Annotated in this window: 13 protein-coding genes; 6 read left to right on the top strand and 7 right to left on the bottom strand. The window is 69.7% G+C overall.

From position 1 onward, the window contains the following. Positions 1 to 193 precede the first annotated feature (193 nt). The gene (locus QMF80_RS35235; RefSeq protein WP_283461021.1) at positions 194 to 1,219 is read right to left on the bottom strand and encodes a BtrH N-terminal domain-containing protein; all 1,026 of its coding nucleotides are present in this window, start codon (positions 1,217 to 1,219) and stop codon (positions 194 to 196) included. Positions 1,220 to 1,623: 404 nt separating this feature from the next. Here QMF80_RS35235 and QMF80_RS35230 point away from each other — a divergent pair, with 404 nt between their 5' ends. Next, entirely contained in the window at positions 1,624 to 2,145 is a 522-nt protein-coding gene (locus tag QMF80_RS35230) for a hypothetical protein (protein WP_283461019.1), read from the top strand. Positions 2,146 to 2,408: 263 nt separating this feature from the next. Here the strand turns inward: QMF80_RS35230 and QMF80_RS35225 are convergent, their stop codons facing one another. The 3 genes from QMF80_RS35225 to QMF80_RS35215 all read right to left on the bottom strand — a co-directional run bounded on the left by QMF80_RS35225 (position 2,409) and on the right by QMF80_RS35215 (position 4,380). Further along, entirely contained in the window at positions 2,409 to 3,065 is a 657-nt protein-coding gene (locus QMF80_RS35225) for a hypothetical protein (protein WP_283461017.1), read from the bottom strand. Beyond that, positions 3,062 to 3,349, bottom strand: coding sequence for a hypothetical protein (locus QMF80_RS35220; protein WP_283461015.1), 288 nt, complete (start codon positions 3,347 to 3,349; stop codon positions 3,062 to 3,064). The genes QMF80_RS35225 and QMF80_RS35220 overlap by 4 nt, the downstream gene beginning before the upstream one ends. 551 nt (positions 3,350 to 3,900) lie before the next feature. Then, entirely contained in the window at positions 3,901 to 4,380 is a 480-nt protein-coding gene (locus QMF80_RS35215) for an HIT family protein (protein ID WP_283461013.1), read from the bottom strand. A 582-nt stretch (positions 4,381 to 4,962) separates the two neighbouring features. Between QMF80_RS35215 and QMF80_RS35210 the strand changes: the two genes are divergently transcribed. After that, complete coding sequence (locus tag QMF80_RS35210; RefSeq protein WP_349372274.1) at positions 4,963 to 6,318, top strand: erythromycin esterase family protein; 1,356 nt, start codon at positions 4,963 to 4,965, stop codon at positions 6,316 to 6,318. Positions 6,319 to 7,121: 803 nt separating this feature from the next. Here the strand turns inward: QMF80_RS35210 and QMF80_RS35205 are convergent. Both QMF80_RS35205 and QMF80_RS35200 read right to left on the bottom strand, forming a co-directional pair. Next, on the bottom strand, positions 7,122 to 8,522 hold the full coding sequence (locus QMF80_RS35205) for an erythromycin esterase family protein (RefSeq protein ID WP_283461011.1): 1,401 nt from the start codon (positions 8,520 to 8,522) through the stop codon (positions 7,122 to 7,124). Between the two features lie 428 nt (positions 8,523 to 8,950). Next, positions 8,951 to 9,730, bottom strand: a complete 780-nt coding sequence (locus tag QMF80_RS35200) for an NAD(P)H-dependent oxidoreductase (protein WP_283461009.1) — start codon at positions 9,728 to 9,730, stop codon at positions 8,951 to 8,953. 137 nt (positions 9,731 to 9,867) lie between these two features. Here QMF80_RS35200 and QMF80_RS35195 point away from each other — a divergent pair, with 137 nt between their 5' ends. Further along, positions 9,868 to 10,716 carry a helix-turn-helix transcriptional regulator gene (locus tag QMF80_RS35195; protein WP_283461007.1) on the top strand — a complete coding sequence of 283 codons (849 nt, stop codon included), beginning with the start codon at positions 9,868 to 9,870 and terminating at the stop codon, positions 10,714 to 10,716. Between the two features lie 377 nt (positions 10,717 to 11,093). Here the strand turns inward: QMF80_RS35195 and QMF80_RS35190 are convergent, their stop codons facing one another. Beyond that, positions 11,094 to 11,432 (bottom strand): PRC-barrel domain-containing protein, encoded by a 339-nt coding sequence (locus QMF80_RS35190; protein ID WP_283461026.1) that lies wholly within the window; start codon positions 11,430 to 11,432, stop codon positions 11,094 to 11,096. Between the two features lie 588 nt (positions 11,433 to 12,020). Here QMF80_RS35190 and QMF80_RS35185 point away from each other — a divergent pair. The 3 genes from QMF80_RS35185 to QMF80_RS35175 all read left to right on the top strand — a co-directional run bounded on the left by QMF80_RS35185 (position 12,021) and on the right by QMF80_RS35175 (position 13,756). Beyond that, positions 12,021 to 12,182 carry a hydrophobic protein gene (locus QMF80_RS35185; protein ID WP_283461005.1) on the top strand — a complete coding sequence of 54 codons (162 nt, stop codon included), beginning with the start codon at positions 12,021 to 12,023 and terminating at the stop codon, positions 12,180 to 12,182. Positions 12,183 to 12,559: 377 nt separating this feature from the next. Continuing rightward, positions 12,560 to 12,913, top strand: coding sequence for a PRC-barrel domain-containing protein (locus QMF80_RS35180; protein WP_283461003.1), 354 nt, complete (start codon positions 12,560 to 12,562; stop codon positions 12,911 to 12,913). A gap of 336 nt (positions 12,914 to 13,249) precedes the next feature. Then, positions 13,250 to 13,756 carry a hypothetical protein gene (locus QMF80_RS35175; protein WP_283461000.1) on the top strand — a complete coding sequence of 169 codons (507 nt, stop codon included), beginning with the start codon at positions 13,250 to 13,252 and terminating at the stop codon, positions 13,754 to 13,756. Positions 13,757 to 13,939: the final 183 nt, after the last annotated feature.

Below are 13,939 nucleotides of genomic sequence, written 5' to 3'. Positions count from 1 at the left end.
CGCCCACCCGGCTCGAAAAACCGCAGGCCAGCCCCACGCCACGAACCCGGGAAGACCGTCAAGCGAGCCGAAACCCTCACCGAACACGTCCGCCTGAAACAGCAGCGAGGTTAAAGATCAAGCTCAGAAGCGGGTGGGCTTCCGTACCCCCCTGAGCCCACCGGTCCCAGAGGTGAGCGACTACACCTCTGGTCTACTCGGCGGCTCCGCCGGGCGCGGTCGTCGGCATCAGCGTGACCGCCTCCCGCTCCAGAGCCAGGGAGCCGTCCACCAGCTCGGCGCAGGCGTCGAAGAGCGCCCTGCGCCCGGCGGCGTCGGCCTCCGGGTCCGCCGTACGGGCCAGCTCCGCGAGCTGCGACCACTGCCGGCCGGAGTTCCGGAAGAGCGCGGCCGCGTCCCCGTACCCGGCGAGGTCGAGGAAGTCCGCGTACAGCGGGCGGGTGGCGCCCGGGGCGGTCCGCTCCTCCTCCAGACAGGTGTGCAGCCGCCCAGTGCCCAGCGCGAAGGCCTCGGGGGTGGCGAACCGCCGCTCCCAGCCCGCTCCGGTGCTGGTGTCACGCAGCTGCGCGGCGAACTTCTCCATGCCGGAGAAGCCGAAATTGACGTCGAAGTGGTTCCCCAGCACCGGTCCGGTGAGGCGGGAGACCGTGGCGGCGATCGCCGCGTCCAGGTCCGGCTCGCCGACGGGCTTTCCGGTGGTCACCACCATCTGGTGGCGGCCCTTCTTGTGCCCGGACCAGGCCGCGCCGAACTCTTCCCGGCCGATCGCGTAGGGGGTCTCGGCCCCGTCCTCGACGTAGTAGGTGTCGCCGTCGTAGCCGACGACGACCACCACGTACGGATCGGCGGCGGCCAGCTCGGCCGGTGCGGCGGGGCGGTGCCAGGGCAGACCCGACCGGTTGACCGTGCAGAACACCGGGGCGCCCGCGTCGAGCGCGGCCTCGACCCGGTGCCAGCGGGGCTTGGCGCTGCGCGTGGCCTCGTACGGGATGCCCAGGCGGCCGAGGACTACCTGGACCCAGGGGTCGGGGTGGGCCTGGGCGACGATCGTCGGCACCGGCGGCTGCCCGGCGTACTCGAACACGAAGTACATGAAGCCGATCCCGCCCGCCAGGCCCGCGACCAGCGCTTCGTCGTGCACGCTGCCGAGCGCGTGTCGGATCAGCGAGGCCTCGCGGTGGTGTCCGGTGCCGAAGTCTTCGTATACGAGCGCAGTCATGCGGTCAGCCTAGCCGTGCCGCGGAGCATCGGCCGCGACCGGATTTCCTGTGCGCCCCTGGCCGGTCCGCCCCGGCCCGGTGTGCGATCCCCGGGTACCGGCAGCCCGGACCCAGCAAGGGGACGGGGTGCGGAATGTGACCCCACCGGGCGCACACGCGCGTCAGGCGGCCACAGGGGCGGATCCTGGGGGACGGTTTCATGATCGGGGCCGAGCTGTCGGGGCGCGGTGGTGGCTCCCTCAGGGGAGGCGGGATTCCCGGATAGGTGACGGAGCGCACACCAGCGGGTCGAGCGGTCACCCGTGGGGTGCGGGCCGGGCGCCCCGCCCGCGACTCGGTTCCCGCGGGTCGGCCCAGGTCACCGGACTGGCGGGGACCGAGCCCGGGGGTTCGCTGTGCTGTTGTGCCGGGGGTCAGAGCCACCGACCAAGGAGAACTGCGCCCGCCTTTCAAGGCCTCGCGCACCGCGAAGAAGGGACAGTGCGATGCCGCCTCGCTCTACTCCACGGACCCGACGGCGTGGCGGTGCGTCTTCGAGGGCTCAGCCCTCACCGACCCCTGCTGGGGCTACGCCCTCAAGGTCGTGTGCCTACGATCACCGTGGGACCCGGACGCCCTGATGATCGAAGAAGTGAAACTCGCGAACCGATCCCGGACGTCAACCAAGCCCGGCACCGGGCCCTGGGCGCTGGAGCTCAAAGACCCGGCCCGCGGAGCCACCCTCCGCTGCTCGTGGGCCGGTGGTGCGACCTCACTGATCGCCGGGCAAAGGGTCAACTGGCGCTGCATGGACGGTGACAACAAGGTGGTCGGTGACACGGCCGGCGACGTGACACAGTCGAAGACGGCCCCGTGGACCGTGCTCTACAGCCCCGGCGACTCCTCCGAGGTCCAGAAGGCAGAGATCCTCATCGTCTGGTACTGACCACTACCCCTCTCGATCCCGCTGCTATGCCGAGTGCGGGGAGGCGGGTTGTCCTTTGTTCGCGTGTCCGCCGGTTCATCTGCCCGGTCATCTCGTACGGGCGCCGAGGTCCGGCTGCGCAAGGTCGCCGAACTCGCCCAGCAGTCCGCGATCGACGCCAAACCGGTCTGGGCAACCGTACGGAGGCCGCGGTCCTCACCCCGGGCCCTTGTTGAGCCACCGTCAGAGCCGACGGGCCTGCTCGATCTGGAGAGCCGGCGCCGTCACTGGTGGAACGGACCGCGCTGACCGGCTTGCGCCGACCCTGAGGGCGCGAACGCTCCGACGGGGCGCTTGTAGTAGCGCCAGGGGAACCAGCCGTCGCCGACCGGGATCCATCCCTCGGCTTCCATCCGCCGGTGGCGTGCGCCGGAGGCCAGCGGCAGTCGGCAGTGGTTCCAGGGGTGGTCGGAGGACTCGACCTCATGGAAGAAGGATCCGTAGCCGATCAGGTGCCACCCGTCGCGCCCGGCTTCCGCGAGCGCGGCCATCTCGTTGAAGGCGGTCAGTGGGGTGAGGATCCGGCGCTCCGGAGTGTCGGGGCCGCCAACGAACGCGCTGGGCTGAACGGTTCCCTTGTCCTTGTCCTTGTCCTTGTCCTTGTCCGTGAACCGCTGCTGTGCGGCCTGGCGGCTCACCCCGAGGACGCGTCCGACGGTGTCCCAGCTGTGCCCGGCCGCCCTTGCCCGCTGGACGGCCTCGCGCAGCAGCCGGCCCGCCTCTTCGGCGCCGACGCGTGAGGCATCGACCAGCCGCAGGTAGCCGACAGCATCGTGTTCGAGGGAGTCGGCCAGGTCATCGGAGACACCCAGCACGGCCGCGGCGATGCCCTCTCGAATCCGGGAAACTTCCTGAGGGCCGAGCAGGTGTTCGCTGCTCAAGATCGGGCCCCGGCGAGGGGTTCCAGCGCGTCGAGTACGTCCTCGTCGTGGCGTGCGCGGTCGGCCGCGGCCCGGGCTGCCGACGACGCGCCGACGCAGCCGGCGGTGGCCGCGATCAGGGCGAGGTCCACCGCGATCAGCATCACGGTCACTGTGGTGTTGAAACGGTCGGCGTACATCGCCGTCAGCGCGGGCAGGACCGTGACGAGCGGCAGCAGGGCGGTCAGCGCTGGGGTGGCGGAAAAACCATGGGCGGGTGCGGTATTCGCCTTCATGATCGACATATGTCAAGAAAACCTTGACGGGAGTCAGTTGTCAAGGATTCCTTGACGTCCGGGAGTTCACCTCGACGCCCTCTGGTCCGTTGACCCGGGCCAACGCCATCGGCCGGCCCAACCACCCGCACCAGGAACGGCGACCGCATCCCAGCTGAGCACAAGTCTCCTGGGAGGACTGGCGAATGACGGCCGCTTCGCTGACCTTGGGGCCAGCCAACCAGCCGCCGCCCAGCGCGTTCAAGACCTACCGAGTGTCAACAAGGTCCGTGATCAATACGTGTAGTGCTGTGCCGGGCGCCGCGACCCGGTGCACCTTCCCGGTCACGGCACTAGGGTCGCCGGGGGCGTCTTCACCCCACCACATCGACGACCAGACACCAGACCGTCGCCGCCATGCACACCTTCAGCGTCGCTCAACACACAGCGAGGCCCTGATCAGCCGGTCCGCGAACACCCTTTTTCGTGACCCGACGGCTTGCCAGGAAACGCCTGCGCCACCGCCGATGGGCTGCCGTTCCCAGGCAGGGGGACGAACTCGCCGCATGACGCCTCGCGGCTCATGCGGGTGCAGTCAGCAGATCCAGTTCTTCACCGATCTGCCTCCGCAGAGTGTCATGCTGCGGAGAGAGGGCGTGGCGCTCGTCCTTCCAATGCTCAAGGGAGTACAGCCACACCGGCATGCGAACCAGCTCGTCCGGCTCCCACTCGTACCGCGGCCACACATGCGCATGCAGGAACCCATCGGTGTTGCCGAGGATCTCCAGGTTCACCCTGCGGAAGGCCGGGTCAAGCCGTCGGCAAGTGCGCTCGACCGCTTCGCCCAGCGCATCCATGTCCGACAAGAAGTCCAGCCGTCTCGGCTTCGGAAGGTCGGAGAGCCGCTGAACCTGCGGATCGCCCGCGAGCAGCACCGAGTAGCCCGGCAGGAACTGAACATCTCCGATCGCCGCGAAGCCCGCTTTCAACTGCCGCAGCACCGTGGGGTTCTCACCACGCAGGGCACTTCCGATCCGATCGAGTCGCCAGTCGTTCGTCATAACGGCAACTTATACGGGGACCCCCACCCGGCCGCCCGCACTTCGCCCGAAGAGATGTCTCGCTGGTCTCCCTTTCCTGCCCTGCCGCACTCGGCCTGTTCCATGGGGTCCGGCGGAAGCCAGACGCGACCGGTGTCCGTCACGGCGGCGGGGCTACGGGAAGAGGAGCCCGCATGAGGGGCGTCCGCGCTGCCACCAGCTGCTCCCGCCCTACGTCGACCAGTGCGGGGCGGTGTGACGTCGACCGGTACCTGGCGCGCCGGGCTGAAGAAGCCTCGGGTCAGCACGCTGGCGGCGTTCCCACCGCTCAGCGATAGATGCCACTCGGTGCCCCGGAACGGTCGGCGGCGGCGACGGCGGCGGCCAAGAATTTGCGCGTCACCTGATGGTTCGGGGCTGCCTGACCAGGGGCGTAATCGTCCGCATGCACGGCACCCGCCGTCCGGGCGTCGATGGCGCCACGGGGACGCGGCCGGCCGGGGGTTTTCCCCCGGTCAAGTCGGAGGAGGACCCCAGCGCGACCAGCTCCGCCGCGAGCCATGATCGTTTTGTCCCTGTGGACCACCGACCCGAGGAATGATCATGATCACCGCGCACAAGCAGGCGATGGGCCGACGGGGGATGCTCTCCGCGATGGCCGGGCTCGCGGCCGCTGTCGTACTGGCTCCGGCAGCCGCTGCCGCACCCGTTCCCACTGCGAACGAGGGCCGGCAGGCCGCCGCGCTCCGCACGCTGCAGCGCGCCGCTCAACCGCTGCGGTCGACGGAACCCGGCGGCACCACCGCCGACCTACGGGCGCTGGAGGTCATGATCGGCGACGCCAAGGTGGTCGGACTGGGAGAGGCCACCCACGGCTCGCACGAGTTCTTCGCCATGAAGGAACGTGTATTCCGCCACCTCGTAGAGGAGAAGGGCTTCACCACCTTCGCCCTGGAGATGAGCTGGTCCGCCGGGCTGCGGATCGACGAGTACCTTCAGGGCGGCGCCGGTGACGCCCGGCGGATCGCCAAGGAGACACTGGCCGGATCCCCCTGGGAACGCGAGGAGTTCGTCAGCCTCATCGACTGGATGCGGCGGTACAACGACCGGCACCCCGGCCGCAAGGTCCACTTCATGGGCAACGACGTCGGAGCGCCGAAGCTCGGCGAGGCCGTCTTCGACCGGGTCGCCTCCCACGTCCGCGCGAGCCACCCCAAGGACCTTCCGCGCCTCGAAGCGCTGTATGCGGGCCTGCGCCCCCTCGACGACATCTTCGCCTACCTGCGCAAGCCCGTGACGGAACGACGGGCCAATGCCACCACCGCCCAGCAGGCACTCGACCTGGTCACCGCGAACAAGGGGACCGGAGGTGAGGACTACGACTGGGCCGAACAACATGCGCGCAACATCGCCCAGACCTTCGCCTTCGCCTCTCTCGACCTGTCCGATCCGGGGTCGGTGTCCGCCGCGGAGCACCTTCGCGATCAGGTCATGGCCGACAACACCCTCTGGTGGCACCGCCGTACCGGCGACAAGATGCTGCTGTCGGCGCACAACGGCCACGTGGGCTACCTCGCCACCGACCCGGTGATGTACCCCACGACACAAGGCGTCTTCCTGCGCAACACCCTCGGCCGGGGCTACGCCGCCATCGGCCTCACCTTCAACCAGGGGTCGTTCCTCACCGCGAGCACCTTCGGCGGGGCCTGGAACAAGGTGACCGTCCCCGTGGCCACCCCCGACATGCAGGAGTACACCCTCGACCGGGTCCACCACCGCGACTTCTACCTCGACCTGCGCACGCTGCCCGCCGCGGGCCGCACCTGGCTGAACACCCCCCGGCCTGTTTACGACGCCGGGTCGTCCTTCAAGAGCGACCCGCTCCCCACGCTCGCGATCAGCCAGGCCTACGACATCCTCATCCACCTCCATCAGGTCCACGAGGCCACCACACTCTGAGCAGCCGTGCCGTGCGGCCTGGGCCCCGTGGCCCAGGCTGTTCGCCGACCGGCGAGTGCAGCCGTCCGGAGCGCCGCGCCGCCTCCCGCACCCTCCCTGCCTCCGTACGCCGACGGGCCGGCCTCGGGGGCGCGCCTCGGCTGCGGGAGCGAGAGCGCCGTCGCGGGGCACACCGCGAGCATTTCGCCAAGCTCGGCATCGCTCCCTCCACCGAGGACAACCGCCGGGGCCTGGCCGTGCTCGCGTACCCCGAGGCGCTGACCGCCGTAGCCTCCGTCGCCTTGTGGGCCACCGATCCTGCCGACCGCGACACCCCGGTCGCCGCGGGGCGAGAGCGCTACGGACCGGGTCCGTGAGGGCGGCCGGGGGAGTCCTGACGGAGTCTTCCGTGACCTCGACCAGACGCGGGACCCGGCGGCGTACTGGGTGCGGTCCTTCGATCTCCCGTCCGCGGTGCCTGGTGCCGTGCCTGGCACGGCGCAGGATCGGTCGCCTCTTGAAGGTAAGCGGGCGATCCGACAACGCGCCGAGGCGCGGTGCCGGGCATCGCGGGCCAGTCGGGACCTCTCACACACGCCCGGGGCAATACACGTAGGGCTGCGCCCGGAGTCCGGCGATGTCGACGCGTTCTGGTCTCGGCCCGCGCGCCAGACTCCGGGCAGGTCCCTCGTGAGGCCCGACCCGGGTGCCGCGGGTCTTGAGGGCCTGTCAGGACACTGCTGTCGCTGCGTCGGCCCGTGCCGCTGCTCCTGCCTCGTCGGCCGATCCGTACCGCTCTCTCAGCAGGCGCTGCCGCACTCCCTTCAGCCGGCCGGAGTGGTCAGCAGCTTGGCTGCGGTGACCTCGTGCAGGTGGATGAGGATGTCGTGCGACTGCGCGAGCGCGATCTGCGGATCCATGTCGGGGGCGGGGTAGGCCGTCCCGATGCGCTTGACGGTGTGCGGAGTGGACAGCCAGGCGCGCGCCCCGGCCGGCGCGTTCCGCAGATCGACGACGAAGTCGCGTGGGCGGACCTGGTCCAGCGTGTACTCAGTGCTGCCGGGCCGCGAGGCGCCCACGGTGACCTCCCGCATGACGCCGTCCTCCCCGGTGGCGTTGAACGAGCCCCGGTCGAAGGTGGCGGCAATGCTCACATACCGTCCGCCCAGCGCCTCGCGCAGGAAGGTGCCCTGGACCTTGGGGTAGGAGGCCGACGTGTAGGTCTTCAGGGTGACATGGGCGTTGTGGGCGGCCAGCAGGATCTTGCTCCCGGTGCGCTGCTGCCACCAGACCACGTTCTCGGCCATGACCGAGTCGCGGTAGCGCATGCTCTCCACCACCTCCTGCGGGTCGTTGTAGTCGTAGGCGAAGAGCTTGGTCATCTGGTCGATCGCGGTGGCCTGCTGCACGGCCCACTCGTACGCCTCGCCGTCGGCACCCGGGCTCGGTCGCTGTTGCTTGAGCAGCGTCACCGCGAGCGCCGTCCGCTTGGCGATGGCCTGCCGCTCGGCGAGCGGCTGCGCCAGGTACGTGGTGACGTAGCCGTCCACGCCGGTGGTCGGGCGCAGGCCCCGGTAGAGCTCGGTGAGGCGCGGAGCCAGCTGGGGAAGTGCCCCGGCCACGTAGGCGTTCACCTGGTCGTACAGATCTGGACCGGCGTACGCGCTGTCGTTGCCCATGAACTGCACCGGGTCCTTCGGGTGCTTGACGTTGTAGTCGCGCATCCACTGGACCAGGTCGCGGTACTCGGCGTTGTTCCAACTGGCGTAGACGTTCTGGAACTCCTCGTCCATGATCTTCCGGAGGTCCCCCTTGCCGTGCAGGACGTAGTCGTTCAGCCGCAGCCCGGCGCTCCAACTGCCTTCGAGTGCGAAGGTGCGGAAGCCCTTCTCCTCGACGAGGTAGCGGAACACCCGGTGCTTCAGGGTGAAGAACTCGTGCGAGCTGTGGGTGGCCTCACCCAGACCAACGACCTTGGCGTCGCCCACCATCCGGCCGAGTGCCCGCAGATCGCCGAGGTCGCCCCGCGGGTTGGTGGAGCACAGCGGGTACGCGATCCGGTCCAGGGCCGCGACCGGAGACTTGGCAGCAGAGGCAGAGGCAGAGGCAGAGGCAGAGGCAGAGGCGCCGGCGGCCGCGGGCGCCGCAGTGGCGGCGGGTACGGCGGCGACCGTCGCACCGATCGAGAGGAGCAGGGCGGCCAGGACCGGCTTGTGGATTCTCATGCCCCCAGGCTGTCCGGCTACGGATCCTGTGACCATGTGTCATACCCCCTGGTCGAGTCGGGGGTTTTCCCCACCCCCGAGGGTTCAGCACCGACCGGATCTCCTCGGGGGAATCGCCCAGCACGCTGACCGCCAGCCCGACTTCCAGCATGAGTGCACATGAACTCCGCCATCGGCTTCGGCCTCGGTCTCGGCCAGCAGTTCGGCGGCCACTTCGGCACCCAGGTCGTGCGCTGAAACGGTCGAGCCCCCTTCCCGTGGCGGAGGAGCCGAGCCGGCCGCCGTCCTCCTCTGTGACGGCAGGCACCGGGCGCCGAGGACCCCCCGGCCCGCACACCCTGGCCGGTGGCGCTCGCTCTCACCGCCGCCACGGCCCTCGGGGTGCTCTCCGGGCTCGCGTCCCAGCTCGTCCTGTCCATCGCCCGCGGTCAGCCCCGCACGTGCAGCCCGAAACCGGTGCGGCCCGCGGGTTCCAGCCCCTCCTTCAGGTGCAGCGAGGGGATCTCGTAGTCACCGAAGTTCTGCCGCCGGAACGCGATCGGCTCGGTCGCTTCCAGGGTGAGCAGGCGCTGTTCCCATGCCTTGGCGACGTCCGGGTACTCCTCGTCGGTCATTCGGTCGGTTCCGTACAGCACGAACGGCGGCAGCACCTCGATGCCGGGGTAGTAGAGGATGCCGTGGTGGATCGGGAACAGCAGGTCGTCGATGGGGCCATTGATCCCACGGGCGGTGTAGTGCGGCTCCGGGCCGCCGGCCGTCACCGACAGCAGGGCCCTGCGGCCAGCGAGGGTTCCTTCGCCGAAGCGCTCGCCGTACTTGGTGTCGCTGTGCTCGCCAACGCCGTACGCGAAGTGGAAGGTGAACACCCGGTCCACCCAGCCCTTGAGGATCGCGGGCATCGTGTACCACCACAGCGGGAACTGGAAGATGATCGTGTCGGCCCACAGCAGCTTCTCCTGCTCGGCGACGACGTCCGGGGTGAGCGTCCCGGCGCCGAAGGCCCGGCCCGAGTCCCGCGCGACTTTCAGCGGACGTGAGGCGTGGGGGCCGTAGTCCGCGGCGTCCACCACCGCCTTCCAGTTCATCGCGTACAGATCACTCACCCTCACCTCGTGCCCGGCATTCTCCAAGGTGGACACCGCGAGGTCCTTCAGTGAACCGTTGAGCGACTTCGGCTCCGGGTGGGCGTGGACGATCAGCGTCTTCATGGGCACTCCTTCGGATCGGATGCCTGAGTCTGGGCGCCGCGGCGCCCGGCGTTCAGGGGTGCCTCTTCCGTCGGACTGGACTTCCTGGTAACAGCGGTACCACCTTCACGAGCGCCGCCGAGGCCATACTGGGAGGCATGGACGATCTTGCGGGCTTCCTGCGGACCCGGCGATCCCGGGTCGACCCGACGACCGTCGGCATCCCCACCGACAGTCGCCGCCGGGTCGAAGGGCTGCGCCGCGAAGAGGTCGCGCACCTGTCCGGAGTGAGCGTCGACTACTACGTACGCCTGGAGCAGGGCCGCGCGACCCAGCCATCCGAGCAGGTCCTCGACGCCCTCGCCCGTGTCCTCGGCCTCGACGAGACCGAACGCGGGCACCTCTCCCGGCTCGCCCGGCAGCGCCGCCGCCGCGCCAAGGCGCTGGGCGGGCGGGTCCGGCCGGAGCTGCTGCGCGTCCTCGACCTGGTCGCCGACGCGCCGGCGCTGATCATGGACCCCCGCCTGGACGTGCTCGCCGGGAACCGCCTCGCCGGGCTCCTCTTCGGTCGGCCGGTGCCAGGCATGAACACCGCCCGGCACATCTTCCTGGAGGAGGCCGAGCGCGGCCTTTACGCGGAATGGGAAGAATGCACCCTCGACGTGGTGGGGCACCTGCGCCTTGCTGCCGGCAAATACCCCGAGGACCCCCGCCTGGCGTCGCTCATCGGCGAGCTGTCGATGGGCAGCGAGCGCTTCCGTCGCCTTTGGGCCCGCGCGGACGTGCGTGCCCGCACACATGGGCGCAAGGCGTACCGGCACCCGCTGGTCGGGTTGCTGGAACTGCACCAGGAGAACTTCGCACTGCCTGACGCATCAGGCATGGAACTGCTGGTGCTGTCCGCGGCTGCCGGCAGCCCCGCCGAGGACGGGCTGCGCCTGCTGGCGGGCCTGGGCGCGGGCGACGGTGATACGCATTCCACGGTGAACGCGCAGGTCCGCGGGTAGTTCAACGACGCCCACCCATCGTCGGGAACTCCTCAACACCATCGGGCCGAACGGCGGGCAGCGCCACCTCCGGGCGGAGCCGCCTGACGGGGTGCGGGCGCCCTCTTCCCGAAGGAGCGCCCCATGCGTCGATTCTTCAGCCGACAGCCGACAGCCGACAGCCGACAGCCGACAGCCGACAGCCGACGGCGGCTTGCACGCGCCGGTCGGTGCCCGACACCTCGGTGCCGGTGCTGTTGACCCTGGGGGTCTGGCGCACCTTCCGTGAGGCGGACCAGCACATCGGCGGGCGGGGCTGCCCGTGGTGGCTGGGGCAGCCCCGCAGCGGTCGGCCTCACCGGTGTGGTGGGAGGTCCGGCCGCGTGTACGAGTTGGTCCTAGCTGTGGTCGCGGCCGTAGTAGGTGCCGAGCTGGCTGCGGTAGGCGGCGTCGCCGCGGTGCTTGTCCTTGTCGTATTCGGGGGCGTTCTTGATCTGTTCCTTGGTGCGGTTGACGAGGATCTTCTCTTCCTTGGTGTCGACGCGGACGATGGTGCCGGCGGGGAGGAGGACCTCCTTGCCGAAGATCCAGGGGCCGGTGTCGACGACGATGTAGGCGGAGCCGACCTCTTCGGTGGCCTCGTCGACCTTGCCGATGTGTCCGTCGGTGGCCTCGACCTTGAAGCCGGTCAGGCGGGTGCCGGGCGAGTAGTGCGAGTCCAGGGTGTAGCTCCACATATCCGTCACGTGAGTCTCTCGTCTCTGTCGATGGCGTTCAGAGGGGACGGCGCGGGATCCGCGGTGTCCGCCTCCGTGTCGAACACATCGATCCCTGCCCGCCACGGCGCCCGCCCTCCACCGACCACCGCACTTGCCACCCGCACGGACGACAGCCGACCCGAAATGGTCCGCACCCTCTTGGCCCCCGCCTCCCCGACAGGCACCGGCCCGGTGCGAGCCGACGGGCGAGGGCCTCCCGGCGGAGCGGCCACCGGCGGGCGCGGGCGGCAGCGCCGCCATGACGGCCCGGACCGTGCGCTCGTCCTGTCCCCGGCACGGCCGGTACGAGGGGGTGGAGGCGTGGGCGGGAGCCCCGAGCCTGGTGTGTGCGTGCCGGCCCCCTTCAGTCGGTTGTGCAGGCGGTTGCCGAGTTGGCCGTCGTCGGTGCGCCGGTATCGTCGGCAAGGGAATTCCGGACTTCCTTCCGGTCGCCCCGGGCGGCGATACGGCGTACCCGTTTTCCCGCCCGGACCGATACGAAACAGGTAAGGCGGCATGCATGGTCAGGAGTCGCAGGGGTATTCGGATCGTTGGAGGTTGATAATCATGGTTCCCCTGCTTCTTGTTCTTCTGCTCGCTCTGATTCTGTTCGGTGCCGGCTTCGCGGTGAAGATCCTCTGGTGGGTCGCCATCGCGGTGCTGGTCCTGTGGATCATCGGGTTCGTCGCCCGTCCGAAGGGCGGCAGTGTCCGCTGGTATCGCTGGTAGACACGCTGGTATCGCTGGTAGGCAGACGTCCGGTCCGCGGCCGTGCCACGTGACGCGGTGTGGGGCCCGCCCTCGGTTCTTGGGTTCGAGGGGGCGGGCCCCACACCTGTTTCCCGACCGATCTGTTGTCGCGGGTATTCGTGGGGTATCGGCAGGGGGTCGCTGGGGTGGCTTCCGGGAGCATCGGGAACCGCCGCCTCCACATGCGGTCAGCCGTCCCGGCTCCGCCCGGCAGAAGACCCCGGAAATAAATCCGACGGTGGGGGTGTAAGACGTATTCGCCGGGGCAGTCGATCTTTCAACGAGGTTGCCCATCGCCCTTCTTTCCGGGGAGGTGGGGCAGCCGCTGAGTTTCCAGTTTTGTGGAGGGTTTTCGTATGTCTGAGAACGTGTGGGGTTACCGTGCGACGTCCGGCCGTTCGGCTGGGGCGGATCTGACGGGCTACAAGGTCGAGGCGACGGACGGCTCCATCGGCAAGGTCGACAAGCACTCCGACGAGGTCGGTTCCGCGTACATCGTGGTCGACACCGGGCCGTGGATCTTCGGCAAGGAGGTCCTCCTGCCCGCCGGTACGGTCAGCCGGATCGATGAGGTGGACGAGAAGGTCTATGTCGACCGGACGAAGGAGCAGATCAAGAACGCTCCGGAGTTCGACAAGGACAAGCACCTCGGCGACGCGGACTACCACCGACAGGTGGGCGGCTACTACGACGGCCCGCACCGCGCCTGACACCGACACAAGCCAGGCCCCGGGGCCTTCTGGGTAGGGGCAGGCCTGGTGGTTCACCAGGCGGGCGGCTACGGAGGCGCTCGCGGTGACGGCGGTTTCCGGCGCGATGCCGGGCCTGGCCCCCCTCCGAGGGCTCAAGGCCGTCCGGCGTCCCCCGCCCGACTCGGGCAGGGCGCCCACCCGGCTACCGGTGATCGACGAGCGCCGTACGACCGGTGCCCTCACCCGGGCTCCGTAGCCCGGGCCCTGTCCAATCCCCGGGCCGATGACCTGTTGATCGCCAGGGCCGCGCTCAGGACTCAGTTAATTGATGCACAGCCGGGGTACACGGGCCTCATGCCTGGACAACGCGCGCGAACGACGAGCAGTCCGTCCGCCCCGGAGCCGACCGGCCCGCAGGAGTCGGCCACCGGCCACCAGGGAGCGAAGCATTCCCGCCGCAAGAAACTCATGGGCCGTCTCCGGCGCAGACTCCTGGCCTACCGAGAGGTCGAGTTCCTGTCTTCACACATCCCCGGAGACCCCGGCCCCGGGAAGGAATGCCTCCTCCTTGTCCACATCCGCAAGGTCATAGGGCAGGTCCACTACCGGATCTGCACGCACTGCGCAGAAGCCGTCATCACCGACATCCACATAGAGGAGCGCTTCCTCGCCACCGGCCTGGGCACCCGCGCACTGTCCCATCTGCGCTCCCGTCACCCCGGGATGACCTGGCGCAGCACCCTGAGCCTGCGCACCACCCGCGACCTGCTGCGCCGGATGCGCATCCCCCCGACGGCTGTCGACCGGCAGTGCTCGCACACCTCCCAGCCCGTTGCCCAGTCCTCCCCGTCCGCCCGCTGAGCAGACCCGACCGCCGAGAGCGGCCGACCTGCGAGAAGCCGGCGGGGGTGGAACCAGCGCCGGGTGACGTCGACGTCGCTGCCGAGGGTGGTGGCGCATGCGATGGCTTCGGTGCGGTAGCCGGTCTCAGCCAGGTCTTCGTGACGCGGGGATGAGCGGCGGCGACGCTCGGCAGCACGTGAA

It is taken from the genome of Streptomyces sp. G-G2 (genome assembly GCF_030063135.1).
GTDB lineage: Bacteria > Actinomycetota > Actinomycetes > Streptomycetales > Streptomycetaceae > Streptomyces.
Note: the sequence above shows the minus strand (reverse complement) of the source record. Positions and strands in the feature narration are given on the sequence as shown.